The following is an 18051-nucleotide window of genomic DNA, read 5'->3' as shown; positions in this document are numbered from 1 at the left end:
CTGCGTCCGGCACGCCAATGAGGGGGCGTCATGACCACAGCAACACCCACCACGACCGCACCAATCGAACTGCCCGAGCTCGTCGCGCTACGCGCCCGCACGGAACCGATCGTCCTCGGCGTGCACGTCGACCGCCGCTTCGAGCAGCTCGGCTTGAACGCGCAGGCGCGGTTGCAGCGCGGCGAGCTTCGTGCGCGGTCCTACGACCACGAGCTCCCCGCCGCCGAGGCGCAGGAACTCGCGTGGCTCGAGGCGGAAATCCTGCGCCGCCACGTTGAGGATCAGCGCGAGTACCTCGAGCTGTATCGGCTCGCCGCGCAGGACGTGTTCCGGGAGCACGGCATCACCGCCTCAATCGAGGCGCTGAACATCAGCGGACTCCCGGGCGGAGCCTGGCAGTTCGAGAACACCCTGATCCGCACGCTCGCTGAGCAGGCACACGAGCGGACGCGCCTCCCGATGACCTGGGAGCCCGCCGACTACAGCGAAGGCTCACCCGCAGACACGCTCGCGCTCGACGGCTTCGACTACCTTTCCCGCGCCACCCGAACTCTCGCCACGAGCAGCGGCACTCCGCCTCTCGAGGCCGCACCCGCTGCGACTTCCGCGACGTACGCGTTCGAGCTCAGCGAAGGGGAGCTAATGCAGCTCGCCATGCTCCTCGGCCTCGTGAGCACGCGCGAGCGCGCGATCGCGGCAGACGGCGACGCGATCGCGCGCCGCATCGAAGCCGCCGCCGACTCGGTGCTGCACGCCGAACGCGCAGCTCACCGCTTCTCACGGCATTAGCCAGGCCCGCACCTATCGCCACCGCCACCAAGACCTGGGAGCCACCAATGATCCGATTCGCCCGCGCCGACAAGCCAGCCGCGCCCACGTCTCGAGCTGACTCGGACCGACGCGCGCTCGAGCTGGCAGACGTGCACGAAGTCGGCAACGTGCTCCAGCACGTCGAGATCGGACCCGCCATCGGCGCCAGCGATCCGCGCCCGCAGCATGTCGACGTGCTCCGGTGTATCCCAGCTTCGGGATCCGCGCACGAGACCGCGCCCTGGGTGCTCGAGCAGGAGTCCTACGAGCACAGCCGAGTCCGGTCGGACGTTCGGTTGCCGTGGGAGGCCCGCCGCCTCGCGCTCGTGGTCGCTCGGACCGTGGCCAGCAGCGACGCGCTCGACGGGCACGAGGTGGTCACCCTCGCTGTGCGCAGCGATCTGGACTTGATCTGGGCGCAGGGCACCTCCCACGACGTCGGCACCGAGGAAACGGCCCGCCTGGCTGGACGCCCGCTCACGGCGTCGCAGCACGACCTCGTCGCGACGGTGCGCCGCAACTTCTACGACGACGAGACTGCCGTGCGTCGCCTCGTCGACGGCGTTCAGGTCACGTTCGTCCGGTCGACCGGGGAGACGCTCAACGGTCGAATGTTCCTGCCTTCGCGGGTCTGGATGGGGCTGACGAACCCGCTTCGAGGGATGGACGCCATCGAGCACCCTATCCGCGTGCTGCCTGCAGGCCCATACCGACTTCGGGGAGACCGCAGCGACGCCCGACGGCTGCTTGGCGCGGTGCGTCGCACCGAGCCCGGAACCATCGCGCTGCAGCGGCACAGCATGCGCCACCGAGCGTCTAACCCTGGCCGCTGAGACCGGCCGAACGCTCCGCATCCATCGACTCATCAAGGGACAGATAGTGACCGAAGAACCCCTGCAGGGAGAGTTTCTGCGCGAGGAGCTGGCGATCGACCGCGAGTTCTCTCAGGTGCGCAACTGGTGGGTGCGGTACCCGAAGATCGTCGGCAACCCGCTCTCTATTTACCTGTTCATCCGCTCCCACAAGACCGGCTACCGGCTCACACAGACGTCGGTGCGAGAGCAGCTCGGGCTGGGTAAGGACGCGTTCCTGAAAGCCCGTCGCTGCCTCGAGGAGCAAGGGTTCCTCGAGGTGCTGGACTACGTCTACCCAGCGGGGTCGAAGGACGCCCAGGGGCGTCCCATCGGCGGTCATCGACTCAAGCAGTTCCGACTCCTTGACCCGCTCAAACCAGTCGAGATGAGCGCCCAAACCATCTCCCGTGAAGCCACGGAGGAAAACCCGCCAAGGGTTGCCGGAGCCTGTGGACAAGCCAAGGAGGATTTTCCGCCAAGGGTTGCCGCGACGACCTCGCGTGAAGCCATGGAGGAAAACCCGCCAAGGCTTGTTCCGCACCAGGGCGCGGCAGAAGCCACGGAGGAAAACCCGCCGAGGGTTGCCGCCGCCTGTGGACAACCCAAGGAGGGAAATCCGACGTTGGGTTTCCCGCCTCTTAAAGAAGACCAAGATAAAGAAAACCAAGATCAATCATCATCAGTTAACGAGTCAACCCCAGGAGTCGTCGCGGCTTCGCCGGATGATGATGATTCGGATCTGAGCTCTTGGTTCGTGGATCTAGCTGCTGGCCGTGCGCAGCTCGCCGGGGTTCGCGTCGATGCCCGTGCCGTGCTCGAGCGCATCGCTCGCCAGCACTCCAGCGTTCCTCGCTTCGATCTGGTCGCGGCGACCGTGGAAGTCCTCAAGCGAGCACGTCTCTCCGGGACGCCGATCAAGCACCGCGACGGCTATGTGGCCTCAGCCCTGTCCGCCGACCTCGCCACGTTTGTTCGCAACTTCCCGCTCACCGCAGCACCAGTCTCGGCCCCCATGGCGCGTCCCGCGCAGACCGGGTTCGGGACCACCGCGAACGCCGCGCTGCGGACCTGCGAGGAACGTGGTCACCGCTTCGTGGTCGGTGCCGCCGACGACCGCGGCTGCGACCGCTGCGGGATCCGCGAGGCCCAGCTGCACGAGGCGCGGGCTGCGGCCCAGGCCGAGGCGGCTGAGGTGTGCGAGTCGTCCGGGCACGACTGGGCGCTGCCGACCCCGTATCGGGTCGGGACGATCGCGGCGGGCACGATCCTGTGCCGCCGCTGCGACGTTGCCGCATCCGCGAACCGTCAGGCGGTGTCCTGATGACGCTCGCAGCCGAACGGCCCGGAGTGGCCTCGCCCAGCGTTGAGACCCTGCAGCGGGCCGTGGAGGAGTGCCGTGGACGGGTCGGTGCACGTGTTCCGGACCACCTGGTCGACGACGTGCTCTCGCTGACGCTGATCGAGGCGTGGAAGAAGCTCGCCACGTTCGACGCGGCTCGTGGCCAGGTCGAGGCGTGGGTGTGGGGCATCTGCCACAACATGATCCGCAAAGTGCTGGCAGACGCGAGTCGAGCTCGTCGCATCTCGGACAGCGCCGAGACGAACCGCATCCACAGCCAGCACTCGTCGACGGATCCGCTGCAGCTGATGACGGACCGCTACGACCAGGTCGACTGGATGCAGCGGGTCGCGGGGTTCGTGGGGGACGAGGACTGGGACGTGATGCTCGATCTCGCCCTCACCGATGAGCACCCCAGGGATGTCGCTGAACGCCACGGCCTCTCCCTGCGCAAGGTGCAGGCCGTGCGCCAGCGGTGCGAAGCCATCGGACGCGTCGTTCGCGCCGCCCAGGATGCGCCATTGCCGACCTCACCCGCGGCCCTTCGAGCAACTGCGGCGACGTGTGTCCCGCTGGACGTGTTCGACGCCGACCGCGTGCTGCCGCTGCTGCTGCGCGTCGAGCTGGAAGCCGCGTCCATGGACGCCCTTGGGGCAGAACTCGACGTGTCCGCGTCATCCGCCTACCGCCTCATCAAGCGCGTCCGAGAGCTCCTCGACATCGCCCTCACCGTCCTCGACCAACGCTCACTGACTCGGGAGTTCTCATGACCACGCCCACCACTTTCCGCGACCGCCTGCGCGAGCTGCGCCGCTCGCGCAACGTGCAGCTGCTGTTCGTCGCGCTCACCGTGTCGCTCATCATCGCGTTGGCGGCGCTGCTCATGAATTGGAACCGGACCAGCGGCGAGGCCAGCCCGACGGGCACCTCGACCGCCACTGCCGCCCCGGCACCGGAGCAGACCCCCGTCGGTGTGCGCGCGACGCCCGACGCGCCCTCTGCGGCGCCCTCGGGGGAGCTGCAGCGCACGGTCGACGGGCTCGTCATGCCGCCCGTCACGGGAGACCCCGCAGCATACGCATCGGCGGCAGCGCTGGCGCTGACGAACTACAACACCGGTCAGGCAACGCGCGATCGCGTGCTCGAGAACTTCGTCACCTTCACGCAGCCCACGGACTCCTACGTCGGCCCCACCGCAGCGAACGGTGGCGAGAGCTTCGTGGATGCAGCCTTCCGGGAGAAGTCCGCGCTCAATCGCGGTGGCAAGTTCCTGCCGGCCGAATCGGCGTTCGAGCAGATGTGGCAGAACGGTGGGTGGATGACGTCTGAGGTGCGTTCGGTGCGCGTCGACGGACAGCACGTGTCCTGGCCGAGCTGGGAGCCGAGCTACAACGACGCCGACGAAGGCTACGCCCTCGTGACCGTCGAGCTCGCAACGCTTGTGGGAAACGCGAGTGGCCTCACCACGGAAGGCACCCAGTGGGTGAGCTTCGAGCTGGACTGCGACGAGGACGCCGCGGGTCAGCGCACCCAGTGCGGCGTCGTGCTCCTGGCCAACGAGGTCGTGCAGTGAAGCTCCTCGTGGCCGCGAAAGCAGCCCAAGCGCTGAACTCGCCCACCACGCGCCGAGCGGTGCTCGGCGTCGGATTCATTGGCCTCGTCGGACTCCTCGGCACGGGCTCGATGCTCGCGCAGGCCGTCCAAGCCGGGATCATGGTGCCCTCATTGCCGGGAACGCCCACAGCCCCAGGTGGTGCCGCTTGCGCGCCCGGCGCGTGTGTCGTGTCGGCGTCCGAGCAGGAGGCGGCGCAGCAGCTCGCCGCAGCGATGGACGCCGGTCGCCTTGTGTTCCTCTACGGTCCGAGCGATCCCTACGCGATGCAGATCCGTGGCATGGCCGACGGCTCCGGGTCCTGCCGTATCCAGCTCCCGGCGCTGCAGCTGGTCCAGATCGCGCTCAACATGTTCGATTCCGTCGGGATCAGCGACCTCAACCGCGCCTGCACGGGTGACCTTCCCGGCTCCTCCGGCTACTCCGCCCACTGGGTCGGGCGGGCCATCGACTTCTACGCCTTCAACGGGATCCCGCTGACCGGGGCTGACACGTTCAGCGTGCAATACGTCAACGCGGTTGCCGGGGTGCTCCCTGCCGGGTCGCAGATTGGGCAGATCGACGGCCGCATTGCGAACGGCACGTACTTCGACATCCCCGGCGTTTCGCAGATCTCAGACGCCCCCAACCACCTGCATGTCGATGTCGGGCGCTCGGTCACCGACGGCCTGCGCCTGTAACGGCCTGCGTCTCCAACGAACTTCGTCTCTTCACCACCACCTACCGCCGAGAAAGGCACCACCAATGTTCGAACTCATCACCGGAATCTCTGACCTCGCCCTCACCACCCCAACCGCTGACTGGGCATCCGTGATGTCCATCCCGGAGGTCAAGCCAGACCTGAGCAGCTCGTTCGCGCAGGCCGCTCTGCGTCTCACGACGATCGTCGCGGGTGTGGCCGTGATCCTGTGCATCCTCGCGCTCGCCGTCTGCGGCGTCCTGATCGCCAGCAAGGGGCTCGGCAACGCTCGCGTGCAAGAAGGGGCTGCAACGGCATCGCTGTACGTGCTGGGTGGGCTCGTGATCCTGGGCTCGCTCACGGGCATTGCCGGGTTCGCCATCGGCTTCAAGATCTTCTAGCCCACCCCTTCTTGAAGCCCGGAAGGGGCAACGCATGGACTGGCTTTGGAACCCCGACGGGGCACTGACCTTCATCTGGGACGGCACTCGCGACATGATGGAGTGGACCCTCGACTGGGGCAGCGTCAGCCCAGGGACCGCCGGGCGGGCCGCAGCCAGTGAACTCGCCGGGTTCTGGATCGGGCTGACCGCATTCTTCGTCACCACCGGAGTGGGCGCGTTTGGCATCGCGCGAGGCGTGATCACGAACAAGCACGATGAAGCCTGGCGTGCCGCCCTCGGTATCGCGTTCGGTGTGCCCGCCGCTCTCGTCACGATCTGGTTCATCGCGGAAGTCCTGAAGCTGCTCGAGCTCATCCCGGGCATGCTCACCGGCCTCAACGGTGACGTCCCGGCCGTGGAAGGGATCATCCAGTACTTCGGGCTGAATGAGGACTCCGATCTGCTGCTCGATATGACGGCAGGGAACATGTTCGCGGCGGGTTTGAACGGGGTGCTCGCGTTCTTCGGGTTCTTCACCCTGGGCGCGGTCCGGATCGTGCGCGGGCTCGGCGTCATGGCCATGGTGGCGTTCGCGCCGTTCGTGTTCACGATGCTCCCCATTCGAGAAGGCTCGGACGTCCACCGCAACTACACGATCCTCCTCACCGGTCTGTTGCTGACGGACCCGATCCTGCTCGGCATGATGCACATGCTCACTCGCATGGCCGCGATCATCGAGGACCCGTGGAGCACCGACGGCCTGATCATCTCCTTCGGTCTGGCCATCCTCGGCATCGCACCGATGGCGGTGCTCGGCATGTTCACGTGGGCGGGAGTGGACCGAGACGCGGGAGGGCATGCGACCATGCGGGGCCTCGAGCGCGGTGGGCGCAGCGCGGGACGTGGGATCCGGCAGGCGGCTCCGGCCGTGGGACGCGGAGCAGCCGCCGCGGCAGGAGCCGCCGGTCGCGGCGCGAAAGCTGTTGCGACGAAGACGAAGTCCGGCATCGGACGCCTTCGTTCCAGCGGCTCCGGAAGCGGCGGACGCTCTGGTGGACGAGGTACCCCCGGTACGCCCGGATCCGGGGGCAAGTCCGGCGGGGACGGTGGCAGTGGAAAGCGCCCTTCGCCGGGCCATTCGAAGCCCGCTCCGTCACCGGGCGGCGGCAGCCCAGGGCCTCGAGGCGGCTCCCCGGGGAACGGTCCGAGTTCGCCAGGGGGAGGCAAGCGAGGCCGAGGTGGTGGCGGACAGCGCCCGTCGCCACCAACACCACCTGCGTCTCGTCGGAAGCCCTAGTCGGGCACATCACCAGCAGCTCGAGGGGGCATCACCATGTACGACGACTACGAGGAGCGCAAGTTCGCGTTTCCACGCCTACCGAAGCAGGGCATCATCCTGCATCTCCAGATGGAGAACCTCATCGTCACCGCAGTTGGCATCGTGCTGCTGCTCATCTGCGTGTACGCGACCGGTCAAGGCCCGCTCGGGGCGCTCATCGGGTTCCCGCTCTGGTTCCCGTTCGTCGCGATTGGGCTCGTGACGATCCGATCAACCCCGTTGCCCGTCATCGTGTGGAGGGAAATCATGTTCCAGTTCAGGAAGCTGCGCCGCCGAAACACGTACGTGCTGCGTCCCGACGTGCCAGTGCTGTCCGAGATGCGCCGAGAAGGGACGCTGCTGCTCCCGGGACGACTGCAGAACGCGCGCCTCCTGGAAGCCGACGGCATCGCGATCGTGCACGACGCGGGGCAGCGTACCGCGACGATGATCGCCACCGTCGTCGCCCCGTCCTTCACCTACGCCGCTCCCCGCCGTCAGGACGCCATGGTCGCGGGCCTGTCGTCCGTGCTGCGCGGGTGGACGCTGCGACCCGGCATCAAGCGGTTCACGCAGATCGCCCGCACCTCGACGGGTTCGGTGGCCGCTGAGCGGGCGCATGCGCGGGATCGAGTCTCCACTCGTTCGAGCCTTGATGCGGTGCGCGAGTCCTACGAGGAGATGCTCACGTTGGCGGGCAACATCGTGCGCTCCCACGTTACCGAGATGGCGATCACCCTGGATCTGTACGCCCTCGCGGGGCAGATCAAGAACTCGGGAGGTGGCGTCGACGGGCTGCGCCGCGTGGCGCTGCTCGAGGCGGAGGCGATCCAGGCGGCGCTGCGCGGAGCTGGGTTCGTGCGCGTGGAATGGCAGAGCCCCGCGGGGATCCGCATGAGCATCCGCAGTCTGCTCGACCCGGTGATGCAGCCGCAGCTCATGGAGCGCGCCTCTCGGGATCCCGAAGCCGGAGTGGAGGCGGGCGGGGAGGCGGTCATGTACTTCGAGGAGCACCGTGACTTTGTCCGCACCGACAGCGCCGTGCACCGCGTGTTCTGGATCGGCCAGCTCCCCGCCTTCGAGGTGCGGCCAGGTCTGTTCGACTCGATCATCTTCGGACAGCTTCCGGACGGTCGCCCCGTGCGGCACATCGCGAGCATCACGTCCGCGCCCGTGTCGATCGCTCGGGCCATGAAGCGCATCGAGAGCTCCAAGAAGTCCTGGATCGCGTCCGAAGGGCTGCGGCAGAAGCGCAACCAGATCACGTCCGAGGCGGACAAACACGAGTGGGAGCTACTCATCGACCAGGAACAGGCCCTCGTGGCCGGCCAGGGCGAGTTCGAGCTGTCCGTCTACATCGCGGTGTCCGCGACGGACATCGACGAGCTCGACCAAGCCTCGTCCGCGCTGCGCACCCACATCTCAAACGCAGGCATGGAACCGCACGTCCTGGTCGCCCAGCAGGGCGAAGCGCTCATGATGTGCGCCATCCCCACCGGGGAGGGACTCGCATGAGCATGCGCGGTCAAGAAGCACGCCGCCAGGCAGTCGGGCACATCGACGGAGACACCAAGTCGCAGCGCCAGTCACGTAAGGAGATCCGCGACCGGCTTCGGCAACCAGTGCAACTCGAACGCCGCTCCTGGACGAACTCCGAACTCCCGACGGTCACCCGCGGAGCCAAACACGGCCCCAAAGCCGCGCAGCCCGAGTCGGGTGGCTTCCGGTCGACGCTACGCATCAAGCCGCCCTCGCACCGGCTCACGTCGGAGGAGGTGGCCGCGTTCTGGCCGTACCTGACCGGCCAGCCGTGGCCGGCCATCGGACCGGCCATGGGTATCGACCTCGAAACGGAACAGCTCTGGTGCTTCGACCCGTGGGAGGCCTACAACCGGGACCTCATTCCCTCGACGGGCGTGCTCATCATGGGCGGCTACCGGAAGGGGAAGTCCTGGTTCCTCAAGCGGTTCATCGTGCTGCTGGTGCTCTTCGGGCGACAGGCCATCAAAACGTCCGACTCCAAGGGCGAACACGTCCGCGTCGCGCACGCGGTCGGAGGCACCGTTATCCAGGTCGGCGTCCCCGGCTCGCGGCTCCGCATCAACGCGCTCGACGGTGGCCACCGGCCACGCGGGTGGAACGCGGACCAGTGGGCGGACGCTGTCCGGACACGACGCAGCCTCGTACTGCAGCAGATCGTGACCATCCTCAACTCGGGACTGCGCGCGATGACCTCCCACGAGCGCAACGTCCTCGACGTCGCGCTGACCAACGTCGTGACCGCGACCGGTGACCGGCCCACGATTCGCCTCGTGTGGCTGGAGCTGGCCGCGATCGCGCGCGGCGAAATCCTTGACGAGGAGATGGGCGACATGCGGGAAGCTGGCCGCGAATTGTGGTCCACGCTGCGCCGCCTGACCGTCGGCAACCTGTCCGGCATGTTCGAGGACGAATCGACCGTGGAGTTCGACGTCGACAGCCCCTACACCGTGTTCGACACGGAAGCGATGGCGATCCGCGGCGAGGACGCCCTCGCGATCGCGCAGGCCGTCACGCAGGCGTGGGTGATGTCCGTGCTCTCGGACAAGAAGTCCGGACGCAAGTTCGTCGTCGCCCGCGAAGAGGGATGGCGAGACATGAACTCCGTCACCGCGCTCGAGGCGCAACGCGCGCAGCAGAAGCTCGCGGGCGAGCTCGGCATCGTCCAGCTGCTCGTCGTCCATGAGGGCGGCGACTTCGACGCGGTCGGCCCCGCAGGGTCAAAGGAGCGGGAGCTCGCACAGCAATTGGCGAAGGGCTTCGCGGTCAAGATCAGCTTCGCGCAAGAGATCGGCCAGCTCGCCGCGTCCGCCGCGTCCGTGGGCCTCACCCGAGAACAGTCCGACCTCATCGCGGACCTCGAGATCGGGGAATGCGTCGTCGCCATCGGCTCCACCTCCATCGTGCTGAACACCACCGAGCTCACCACCGACTGGGAGCGCACCTACTTCGACACTTCGGGCTCCATGCGCGACATCCCAGCAACCGACAGCACAGCTACTGAATCAGAGGAGATCCACGCATGACCCCTTCAGCCTCCCCGCGTGCGCCACGACACCAGTGGCGAACCGGCATGATCATCCTCAACGCAGCGCTGCTCGTCATGGGCTTAGGACTCCTGATCTGGGGCGCACCGATGGCGGACCGCCGCGACCAGCTCGTGACCCTCGACGCGGCTCAAGGGCTCCTCTTCGGTTGCGGCTTCTCCACGATGTTCTTCCTCGTTGAGGCCTTCTTCGCGCTTCGCGCACACCTCATCAAGCGAGGCAACCGCGCATGAACGACCAGCACATCACCATCACGATGCCCATCAGACTCGGCAAAGAGCTTGGGGCCGCCCTCGACCTCCTCGACGAGCGCCTGATCGGCCCCGTGCCAGCGTGTCTCGTTGCGCTCGATGGGCTGATCTTGCAGAACACCCCCGGCCCGATCGTCATGGTCGGATACGACGGGCAGCCCATGACCGGGGCGTTCTCGCGAGACCTGTCACCAGAAGAGGAAGCCGAACTCGACCGGGTTCTAGACGACATCAACAATCCGTCCCCGGAACGGCTGGCCGAGGAAGCGAGGGCGGAGCGTTTCCGCGAGTTCTGCGCGTCGAAGCAGGAGGAAACCAATCGCGGGCTGGAGGAATGGTTCGAGGACTACGCAAGTAAGTTCCAGCGAGATCTGGCGGTGTACCAACGGATGCGCGGCAACTGCTTGAAGGCGGCGTTCGACGAGCAGGAGGCTCGCGCATGAACGGCGGGGGAGAAGCACCCTGGGTGCGCGCCTTCGTGTTCGTGCTTGCCGGTGCTGGAATCGTCGCCGGCCTCTGCGTGGCATCGGTGTTCGTCGCCGCGCTGCTCGCCTGCGGGCAAGCACCGGTCTGGCCCTCGATGTGGTCGGGCCTCGGGTTCCTGATCCACGCCGACGGTTCGAGCCTCGAGCTCCCCGAGGCCTGCCACGGCGCGGCCGCAGGGTGGGGTCGCGGCCTCATCGTGGGCACGCTGGTGCTCATCGGTGCGGGCACGCTCGTCGGGTTCCTGCTGTGGGGGTCATGGAAGCAGTCCGACGCATACTTCGTGAAGCAGCTCCGGGCGCGGGACGGCCTCGCGCGGGGGCGCGAGGTGCGCATCACGTTCGGCGCGAAGACCCGGCTGAAGTCCGCCGTCACGGTGCGCCCCACGCTGGAGAATCCGCGTCCCGAGGATGTGGCGATTCACATCGGCCTGGGGCATGGACGTAGCGTGTACCTGTCGGTCGAGGACTCCGTGGTGGTGGAGGGATCCCCGCGTTCGGGCAAGGGGTTTCGCCTCCTCATTGGCGTCATCATCGACTGGCCCGGCCCGCTGATCACCACGTCGACGCGCAACGACAACCTGGCCGCAACCATGAAGCGCCGCGCGAAGCTCGGCACGGTGACCGTGTTCGACCCGCAGGGCCTGTCTGGGATCGCGAACTCGATGAAGATCAACCCGATCCGCGGCTGCGACGATGCGCTGGTCGCGAGGCAGCGTGCCGCCGCACTCATCGGCGGCACGGAACTTGGCATGTCGAGCTCGAACTCGGAGTGGGCGCAGGAAGCCGAGGTGCTGCTCTCGCGGCTGCTGATGGCATGCGCCTTGGGCAAGAAGGACGTGAACACGCTCCGGGACTGGGGCGCGTCCCCTGACCTCGCTAGGCCCGCGGTCAAGATCCTCGAGAACCAGGGCCCTCCCGGCTGGGCGTCCGCGCTCAAGACCGTGCTCGACGGGGACTCGAAGTTGCTCGGCTCCCGGTGGATGGGGGTCGCGGCCGCGACCGCGCCGCTGCAGCTGCCGAGCGTCGCGGCGGCGATGTGCCCGACGGGGGACGACGACGCGTTCGACGTTCAGGCGTTCCTGTCCGGGCAGAATACGCTCTACCTCATCGGCACCCGGTCAGGCGCGGGAGCCGCTGGCGGATTCCTCGGCGCCCTATTGGACGACGTCGTGGAGCAGGCACGCCGCAAGGCGCTCACCTCTCCAGGGAGTCGTCTGGATCCGCCCCTGGGGCTGGTCCTGGACGAGATCGCAAACATGTTCTCCTGGAAGGCTCTGCCCACGGTGCTCTCCGACGGTGGGGGCATCGGGATCTGGACGCTCGTCGTCCTGCAGGGGTTCTCCCAGGCGCGCACCGCGTGGAGCGCAGACGAGGCAGACACGATCTGGACGTCCGCGATCGCGAAGATCCTCTACGGCGGCGGGAGTGACGAGTCGCACCTGAAGGGGCTCGAGTCGATCCTCGGCACGCGGGAGGTGCGGACGAAGTCGCGGTCGGTGTCGCTGCAGGGCAACTCCACGCAGCTCGGCATCGAACGCTTACCCGTGCTCAGCGTCGACGAGCTGCACCGCATCCCCACCGGGTACGGCGTGCTCGCCTACAAGAACAAGCGCGGCGTGCTCCTGGAGATGCCCGGATGGACGAAGCGAGCCGACGCGGACGAGATCTCGGCGGGCAAGAAGCAGACCGAGGCGGAGCAGGCGGACGAGTTCCGCCGGCAGGGCCGGCTGATGCCGCAGCCACTGCAACTGGAGGTGTCGTAACCATGTCGAACGGTCGAGCGGGCATCGCGTCACGCGCGTACCGGCTGCAGTACCTGAAGTCGAAGCAGTGGCACACCCGACGTGCCCGGTGGTTCGACCAGAACCCGGACCGGCACCAGTGCTGCGTGTGCAAGCGAATGGAGCCGCAGGCCAAGCGCCGCCTCGAGCTGCACCACATTGACTACCGCGGTGTGACGCAGCTCCTGAACGGCGGTTGGCTCGCCGACGAACGCGACGAGGATCTGCTGCCGATGCATCCGCTCTGTCACCGCCTGGTGCACGAGCTGATGGACAACGACGGCGCGCTTCGGTACATGCGCAGCCGCAAGGAAGCCACGCTGCTGGCGATCGCCAAAGTGCGATCCCGGCTGCGCAGCCTGATTGGGGCACGATGAATGCCGACGGCCACAACTCGGACGAGCCAGACGTGGACGACGGGGATTTCGAGTTCGATGATGACCTGTTCCCGACCGACGTGGACCCGGGCAATCGGGGCGAGGTTGTGCCTGGCTTGTATCCGACGGTGCTGGCCTGGCAGCGCTTCGCGTTGGAGAACGCCGACGTCGACGAGGAATGGACGGAGCTCGCGAAGTTCGTGCGCTGGATCGTCGTGCGCTACGAGCTCGACATCATCCCCGAGTGCTGGCACCTCCATGGCGCGCTCGTGGAAGAGCTGTCGGCGTTGAAGTCGGCGCACGTCGCGTCCTTCGATGCTGGGGACTCGGGCATCGGCCCAATCGGTTGGCACGAACGATTCCACCTGGCCCAACAGCGCATCAAGGAGTGGTACCGCGGCGACTGCCGTGAAGAGCACATCAGTACCACCAGAGCATGGTCCGACACCCCGACCGCGGTGTGGACGCAGTGGGCTCAAGGAGGATGGCGGACTCAGCTGCTCGCTGCGACAATCCCCCGCCCCGGGGGCGATGCTCCGGGAGGAACTTCGCACACTTCCGACTGATCGAACTAGCGGGATAGGTGCCGCCGCTGCTGCTGCACGCGATGAATCACACCAAGCCTATCCACAGAGCCGCCGGAGTCGCTCGTCCGCCGGGCCCACTTGGACGCCCCAACGCAGGCACTGGTGGTGTCCGAGCACCGTGCCCAACGGTGCGGAGGAGTCGATGCCGAGAAAAGGCAGAGCACCTGGTCCCGCTTGCTCAACCGCATGACGTGAGAGCATGGCCTTGTTTTTTACAGCGGGGGTTCGCATCGGCGTGCGATGCGAACCCCCGCGTTCCAACCAGGCGCGAGAATCCCCAGTCTCGTTTGTAGGGTAGGCGCAGGAGACTCCCCAGCGTCCTCGCGGCCGGCACCCTTCGCCTGGTGGCGTTTAGAGACCTGCGCAGTTGACTGCTGACAGCATCCCAGTATCGAGAGAGGCAGATTCATCCTGCCAACTCAGCTCAATCTCGTTTCCACGTGGGCTCGCCACTTCAAGCTCAAGCTCGTGCGTGAGGGGTTTCAGCAGCCAATGCTCAGCAGGTCCCAGTCGAGGATCGCCGAATTGTCGGTGGTGATGAGGCCACCTGAGCCCGGGTTTGCCGTCAGGATGTTGTTGACGGATGCACCGGGAAGCGTCACACCGGCACTGATGAGATACCCGATGCCAGCAGCGCCGCTGGCGCCAAGGTTGGTAACCGTGATGGTTCGCGAGCGAGTCATCGTGAAATCTACGCGCGTACCACCCAAGCCATTTGGTCCGCGGCTGATCTCCTGGTACGTGGAGGACACGAGGCTTCCGCTGAAAGAGGTAGCCGACGCGTTGCTGCTGAGTGAGCTGACAATGCCTGCCACGAAGTAGAGGCCGAGGTTCGTCGTGCCAATCGCTTGTGCAGCAGTGCGTTGCGGTGCCTCCGCGAAGAGGAAGTTGTATGAACCCGTGTACACAATCGACTGCGTAAATGTCAGGGTTGTGGGGGGAGTGGTGTTCGTCGTCTCAGAAATTCGGAAACCAGGAAGCAAATCGAGTCCGGCGATACCGATCAAGCAACCTTGCGTCACCGCAACATTCCAGCGCTCGGATGCTGCAGCGTATGGAGTTGCGACGGCGGTCGCGATTACTGGGATTGACCAGGCTGCACCTTGAACTATCTTCCGACGCGAAATTGGTTCTGAAGGTCGTGAATCATTCATTGAAACAATCCTTAAGTTAATTGGCTTAAGGAATGTAAGCACGTGTCTTCACATGTCGCGGCTCAGCGTTGCGGATCTACTAGTAGATGTGGGGTAAGGCTCGAGGAGCCCAACTTCCTCGAGTGCGAAGCGGAGCGAAGGCAGGTTTCGAACGGGGAATTGACCCAATTTTCCCCGGATATTCGCCAAGTGGTTGTTGACGGTGTGGACGCTGACCCCGAGTAAGTGGGCTACGGTCGCGTGCGTCGCATTTGGTTGAAAGATCGCATCGACCACTCGCTGTTCGGTCACTGTGAGTCGGATGTGGTGGATGGGCTTGGGAGAGGTCCACAGTGTGCTCGATTGGGTAGGCGTCTCGTGGTGCCCGTTGAGTGCCATGTGGGCTGCCATGAGTAGGTACCCAAGGGGCTGCCGGGTGTCGAACGAGGCTCGCGCTCCCGCAAGACTCGCTGCGGCGTTGTCGTGTGTTGAGCGCCCGTCTGTGAGTAGGAGCACGCGGCTGCCTTGACTACTAAGGCTGTGGACTATGCGTGGCAGCTGCTGACTCAGGCCGAAAGTGGCACTGACGACCACGAACGATTCGACAGTTCTCTCGTCTGCCTCATTGGGGGTCGTGACGAGTCGAGGATCCTCAAGGAGAGGGAACTTGTCCTGGAGTATCGCCGCCAAGGCTGACGCATCGATCCGGCTCTGCATGAGAATCGCCCAGTGGGTTTTGTTCGGGCTGGTTGTTGCTGTCTGGCTTATGGGGTATCTCTTCATTGGAACACCTGAAGTAAACTGTGGGGGACTTGTTGGGTGAGAATAGCGCATGTGAAGATCATTGAAGTCGTCGACGAGTCGCCCCTGCTCTGGGGTGCGCTGTCCATTGCGTCCGAGAGATCGGGACGCGAATTCGCTGTGGGGCGACATAGCCGTTCCTGGATGGAATTCTCCGCGGAGCGAGCATTGGCTGCGGACGTCGTGATCGTGAGTGCTGAGTTCAGGGATCATGTGCCGATCCTGCTCAAGACTCGGGCGGTCGCTCGCTTGGGTACTCAGGTGGTAGTCGTTGCTAACTTCCCGCGGTCTCGACTGATCCACAACCTGCGGCAGGAAGGGGCTGCACATGTTTTGGCGCGGGAGGCCTCTACCATCACGAGTCTGCTCGACGTCCTTATCGATGACACGCCTGCTAGCGCGTGGGGTTCCGCGTCCTCGGCGGCTTCTCTTCTCACGGATCGTGAGCTGCAAATTGCCGCTCTCTTCGCGAGCAGAGCGTCGCCAACAACACAACAGATCGCTGAGCTCTTGGGGTTGAGCCCAGCGACAGTCCGGACCCACCTGAAACTGGCGCGTCGCCGATTGCAGGGGCTCGGGTTCGAAGTCTCGAGCAGGTCCCTGCTCCGCGCCACTCTCCTGGCTGAGGGGTATTCGGTACCAGAGTTCTAGTGCACGGCTCTCCGTCTCCGCGAGGGGCTCGCCAAATCACGATGTACCCCGCGCGGGAGTACTACCGGTGCGCCCGTCTCGGGGTCTTCGATCACCTGTGCATCCAGATCGAAAACCTCTCGGATGACCTCCGCGGTCACCACGTCCTGTGGCGGCCCCTCGGCGACGATTCGTCCGTCGCGCATGGCGATGACGTGCGTGGCGTACCGCGCAGCCATCGCGAGTTCGTGGAGGACGGCGACGACGGTTCGTCCTTCGTCGCACAGGCGCACAGCGAGTTCGAGTACCTCCACCTGGTGCGCGATGTCGAGGAAGGTTGTCGGCTCGTCGAGCAGTAGTACGTCGGTCTCTTGCGCGAGCGCGAGGGCGATCCACGCCCGTTGGCGTTGCCCCCCGGAGAGTTCGTCGACATGCCGGTGGGCGAGCTCTGCGACGCCGGCGGCTGATAGAGCGGCTTGTACGGCTCGGGCGTCGTTGCGCGACCATTGGCTAAGCACGCTCTGGTGCGCATACCGTCCCCTAGAGACGAGGTCGACAACGGTGATGCCGTCCGGTGTTACGGGTGATTGCGGGAGCAATGCGAGGCGACGGGCCAGCTGCATGCCGGACAGATCGCGGATGTCTGCACCGTCAAGCAATACCTGACCGGAACGCGCGGGAAGCAAGCGGGCGAGCGCTCGGAGCAGTGTCGACTTGCCGCATGCGTTCGGGCCAATGATCGCGGTGAATGTCGCCGGCGGGATGTGCACATCGAGCTGGTCGATCACCGGTCGGTGTCCGTACCCGACGGTGAGGCTGTTTGCGGTGATTCCGCACGGGGTCGATTCGGTCATGTGCGTTTTCCCTCTCGAGTGATGAGCCATACCAGGTACAGTCCTCCGATCACCACGGTCACGCCGCCGACCGGGAGGTGGACGCCTGGGACGAGATGCTGCGCGATGAGATCCGCGCTGCTGAGAAGCACCGCTCCGACCAGGCCTGATGCGAGCATGTTTGCCGGAGCCGTCCCACCGCAGAGGCGTCGGGCGATCTGCGGTGAAGCGAGCGCGATGAAGGAGATCGGCCCGGTCGCTGCGGTGACTACTGCGGTGAAGCCCACGCCGATGAAGATGAGCAGTAGTTTGCTGCGTTCCACGCGCACGCCGAGTGAGGAGGCCGCCTCATCTCCGAGTTCGATCAGTGGGAGGAGCCGGAAAGCTGCGGGCAACGTGAACATGAGTGTCATGGCGACGACGGTCGACAGAGCGAGCAGTGGCCAGGTCATACCACTCAATGAACCGGCGTCCCAGATCGCTGCCTGGAGCGCGGCGTCCAGGTCGGCCTTGATGCTGAACCACGAGGTGAGCGCGCGCAGGATGGCTCCGAGCGCAAGGCCGACCACGATCAGGCGGAATCCGTGTATGCCTCGCTGAAACGCGAGGAGGTAAACGAATGCCGCCGCGACGATACCGCCGCTGACCGCTCCAGCGGCGAACGGCAGGAAACCGCTGCCGCCGAGAATGATGACGATGATCACGCCGGCGTAGGAACCTGCGCTGAGCCCGATGATGTCTGGGCTGCCCAGCGGATTGCGTGTGAGCGTTTGGAAGACTGTGCCGCCGATGGCCAGACAGGCGCCGAAGAGCGCCGCAGCGAGTGCTCGTGACGCGCGCCATTCGAACACCAGCCGCTCGGATACCGTCGCGTCCGGGGCGAGAGCGTGCAGCAGCGATGTCGGCTCGATTCCTCCACTCCCGGCGGTGAGGGCGAAGACAAGCAGCGCGGTCACAAGCAGCATCATGATGAATGCGACGATGAGCGTTCGCCGTTGCAGGCGTCGGCTGAATCGGCCCCAGCGAACCACGACCGGCTCGGAGAGGTGACTGCGGGAGGTTGGCTCGATCGGTGAAGAGGGAGTCACGGGT

At 65.9% G+C, this 18051-nt stretch carries 20 protein-coding genes; 16 read left to right on the top strand and 4 right to left on the bottom strand.

Features of this window, described 5'->3' with window-relative positions; all coding sequences use genetic code 11:
- The first annotated feature begins 30 nt into the window (after window positions 1-30).
- The 15 genes from C5E05_RS06015 (at window position 31) to C5E05_RS05940 (ending at window position 13541) form a co-directional block, all read left to right on the top strand.
- On the top strand, window positions 31-789 hold the full coding sequence (locus C5E05_RS06015; RefSeq protein WP_104341412.1) for a hypothetical protein: 759 nt from the start codon (window positions 31-33) through the stop codon (window positions 787-789).
- 47 nt (window positions 790-836) lie between these two features.
- Window positions 837-1643 (top strand): hypothetical protein, encoded by an 807-nt coding sequence (locus tag C5E05_RS06010; protein ID WP_104341411.1) that lies wholly within the window; start codon window positions 837-839, stop codon window positions 1641-1643.
- A gap of 46 nt (window positions 1644-1689) precedes the next feature.
- Window positions 1690-2985: a hypothetical protein gene (locus C5E05_RS19790; protein ID WP_146081054.1), complete on the top strand. Its 1296-nt coding sequence runs from the start codon at window positions 1690-1692 to the stop codon at window positions 2983-2985.
- Window positions 2985-3773: a sigma factor gene (locus tag C5E05_RS05995; protein WP_104341408.1), complete on the top strand. Its 789-nt coding sequence runs from the start codon at window positions 2985-2987 to the stop codon at window positions 3771-3773. The genes C5E05_RS19790 and C5E05_RS05995 overlap by 1 nt, the downstream gene beginning before the upstream one ends.
- A complete protein-coding gene (locus C5E05_RS05990) occupies window positions 3770-4576 on the top strand; it encodes a hypothetical protein (RefSeq protein ID WP_104341407.1) in 807 nt (268 codons plus the stop codon). Before C5E05_RS05995 ends, C5E05_RS05990 begins: the two co-directional genes overlap by 4 nt.
- The gene (locus tag C5E05_RS05985) at window positions 4573-5295 is read left to right on the top strand and encodes a hypothetical protein (protein ID WP_104341406.1); all 723 of its coding nucleotides are present in this window, start codon (window positions 4573-4575) and stop codon (window positions 5293-5295) included. Before C5E05_RS05990 ends, C5E05_RS05985 begins: the two co-directional genes overlap by 4 nt.
- A gap of 64 nt (window positions 5296-5359) precedes the next feature.
- Window positions 5360-5695 (top strand): hypothetical protein, encoded by a 336-nt coding sequence (locus C5E05_RS05980; RefSeq protein WP_104341405.1) that lies wholly within the window; start codon window positions 5360-5362, stop codon window positions 5693-5695.
- Between the two features lie 34 nt (window positions 5696-5729).
- On the top strand, window positions 5730-6974 hold the full coding sequence (locus tag C5E05_RS05975) for a hypothetical protein (RefSeq protein ID WP_104341404.1): 1245 nt from the start codon (window positions 5730-5732) through the stop codon (window positions 6972-6974).
- A gap of 36 nt (window positions 6975-7010) precedes the next feature.
- On the top strand, window positions 7011-8510 hold the full coding sequence (locus tag C5E05_RS05970) for an SCO6880 family protein (protein ID WP_104341403.1): 1500 nt from the start codon (window positions 7011-7013) through the stop codon (window positions 8508-8510).
- Window positions 8507-10060, top strand: a complete 1554-nt coding sequence (locus C5E05_RS05965) for a hypothetical protein (protein ID WP_146081053.1) — start codon at window positions 8507-8509, stop codon at window positions 10058-10060. The genes C5E05_RS05970 and C5E05_RS05965 overlap by 4 nt, the downstream gene beginning before the upstream one ends.
- The gene (locus C5E05_RS05960) at window positions 10057-10314 is read left to right on the top strand and encodes a hypothetical protein (protein WP_146081052.1); all 258 of its coding nucleotides are present in this window, start codon (window positions 10057-10059) and stop codon (window positions 10312-10314) included. Before C5E05_RS05965 ends, C5E05_RS05960 begins: the two co-directional genes overlap by 4 nt.
- On the top strand, window positions 10311-10775 hold the full coding sequence (locus C5E05_RS05955) for a hypothetical protein (protein ID WP_104341400.1): 465 nt from the start codon (window positions 10311-10313) through the stop codon (window positions 10773-10775). Before C5E05_RS05960 ends, C5E05_RS05955 begins: the two co-directional genes overlap by 4 nt.
- Window positions 10772-12580, top strand: a complete 1809-nt coding sequence (locus tag C5E05_RS05950) for a type IV secretory system conjugative DNA transfer family protein (RefSeq protein ID WP_104341399.1) — start codon at window positions 10772-10774, stop codon at window positions 12578-12580. Before C5E05_RS05955 ends, C5E05_RS05950 begins: the two co-directional genes overlap by 4 nt.
- A gap of 2 nt (window positions 12581-12582) precedes the next feature.
- Window positions 12583-12975, top strand: a complete 393-nt coding sequence (locus C5E05_RS05945) for a hypothetical protein (protein ID WP_104341398.1) — start codon at window positions 12583-12585, stop codon at window positions 12973-12975.
- Window positions 12976-13007: 32 nt separating this feature from the next.
- The gene (locus tag C5E05_RS05940) at window positions 13008-13541 is read left to right on the top strand and encodes a hypothetical protein (RefSeq protein WP_146081051.1); all 534 of its coding nucleotides are present in this window, start codon (window positions 13008-13010) and stop codon (window positions 13539-13541) included.
- A 503-nt stretch (window positions 13542-14044) separates the two neighbouring features.
- On the opposite strand, the gene C5E05_RS19785 is transcribed toward C5E05_RS05940, so the two are convergent.
- Together C5E05_RS19785 and C5E05_RS19780 are read right to left on the bottom strand one after the other, a co-directional pair.
- A complete protein-coding gene (locus C5E05_RS19785; protein WP_146081050.1) occupies window positions 14045-14716 on the bottom strand; it encodes a hypothetical protein in 672 nt (223 codons plus the stop codon).
- Window positions 14717-14764: 48 nt separating this feature from the next.
- A complete protein-coding gene (locus C5E05_RS19780; RefSeq protein WP_146081049.1) occupies window positions 14765-15478 on the bottom strand; it encodes a hypothetical protein in 714 nt (237 codons plus the stop codon).
- Window positions 15479-15529: 51 nt separating this feature from the next.
- On the opposite strand from C5E05_RS19780, the gene C5E05_RS05930 reads away from it, so the two are divergent.
- Complete coding sequence (locus C5E05_RS05930) at window positions 15530-16147, top strand: sigma factor-like helix-turn-helix DNA-binding protein (RefSeq protein ID WP_146081048.1); 618 nt, start codon at window positions 15530-15532, stop codon at window positions 16145-16147.
- Here C5E05_RS05930 and C5E05_RS05925 read toward each other — a convergent pair.
- Together C5E05_RS05925 and C5E05_RS05920 are read right to left on the bottom strand one after the other, a co-directional pair.
- Entirely contained in the window at window positions 16144-16980 is an 837-nt protein-coding gene (locus C5E05_RS05925) for an ABC transporter ATP-binding protein (RefSeq protein WP_219819492.1), read from the bottom strand. The two genes, C5E05_RS05930 and C5E05_RS05925, sit on opposite strands and share 4 nt — an antisense overlap.
- Window positions 16977-17927 (bottom strand): iron chelate uptake ABC transporter family permease subunit, encoded by a 951-nt coding sequence (locus C5E05_RS05920; protein ID WP_104341474.1) that lies wholly within the window; start codon window positions 17925-17927, stop codon window positions 16977-16979. The genes C5E05_RS05925 and C5E05_RS05920 overlap by 4 nt, the downstream gene beginning before the upstream one ends.
- Window positions 17928-18051: the final 124 nt, after the last annotated feature.

This window comes from Pseudoclavibacter sp. AY1H1 (genome assembly GCF_002931055.1).
Lineage (GTDB): Bacteria > Actinomycetota > Actinomycetes > Actinomycetales > Microbacteriaceae > Pseudoclavibacter.
Note: the sequence above shows the minus strand (reverse complement) of the source record. Positions and strands in the feature narration are given on the sequence as shown.

What these genes read in the sequence shown, in the direction of transcription:
- C5E05_RS06015 (WP_104341412.1), top strand. Translation starts at nt 31, where the DNA reads ATGACCACAGCAACACCCACCACGACCGCACCAATCGAACTGCCCGAG.
- C5E05_RS06010 (WP_104341411.1), top strand. Translation starts at nt 837, where the DNA reads ATGATCCGATTCGCCCGCGCCGACAAGCCAGCCGCGCCCACGTCTCGA.
- C5E05_RS05995 (WP_104341408.1), top strand. Translation starts at nt 2,985, where the DNA reads ATGACGCTCGCAGCCGAACGGCCCGGAGTGGCCTCGCCCAGCGTTGAG.
- C5E05_RS05990 (WP_104341407.1), top strand. Translation starts at nt 3,770, where the DNA reads ATGACCACGCCCACCACTTTCCGCGACCGCCTGCGCGAGCTGCGCCGC.
- C5E05_RS05980 (WP_104341405.1), top strand. Translation starts at nt 5,360, where the DNA reads ATGTTCGAACTCATCACCGGAATCTCTGACCTCGCCCTCACCACCCCA.
- C5E05_RS05975 (WP_104341404.1), top strand. Translation starts at nt 5,730, where the DNA reads ATGGACTGGCTTTGGAACCCCGACGGGGCACTGACCTTCATCTGGGAC.
- C5E05_RS05970 (WP_104341403.1), top strand. Translation starts at nt 7,011, where the DNA reads ATGTACGACGACTACGAGGAGCGCAAGTTCGCGTTTCCACGCCTACCG.
- C5E05_RS05965 (WP_146081053.1), top strand. Translation starts at nt 8,507, where the DNA reads ATGAGCATGCGCGGTCAAGAAGCACGCCGCCAGGCAGTCGGGCACATC.
- C5E05_RS05960 (WP_146081052.1), top strand. Translation starts at nt 10,057, where the DNA reads ATGACCCCTTCAGCCTCCCCGCGTGCGCCACGACACCAGTGGCGAACC.
- C5E05_RS05955 (WP_104341400.1), top strand. Translation starts at nt 10,311, where the DNA reads ATGAACGACCAGCACATCACCATCACGATGCCCATCAGACTCGGCAAA.
- C5E05_RS05950 (WP_104341399.1), top strand. Translation starts at nt 10,772, where the DNA reads ATGAACGGCGGGGGAGAAGCACCCTGGGTGCGCGCCTTCGTGTTCGTG.
- C5E05_RS05945 (WP_104341398.1), top strand. Translation starts at nt 12,583, where the DNA reads ATGTCGAACGGTCGAGCGGGCATCGCGTCACGCGCGTACCGGCTGCAG.
- C5E05_RS19785 (WP_146081050.1), bottom strand. Translation starts at nt 14,716, where the DNA reads ATGAATGATTCACGACCTTCAGAACCAATTTCGCGTCGGAAGATAGTT.
- C5E05_RS19780 (WP_146081049.1), bottom strand. Translation starts at nt 15,478, where the DNA reads ATGAAGAGATACCCCATAAGCCAGACAGCAACAACCAGCCCGAACAAA.
- C5E05_RS05925 (WP_219819492.1), bottom strand. Translation starts at nt 16,980, where the DNA reads ATGACCGAATCGACCCCGTGCGGAATCACCGCAAACAGCCTCACCGTC.
- C5E05_RS05920 (WP_104341474.1), bottom strand. Translation starts at nt 17,927, where the DNA reads ATGATGCTGCTTGTGACCGCGCTGCTTGTCTTCGCCCTCACCGCCGGG.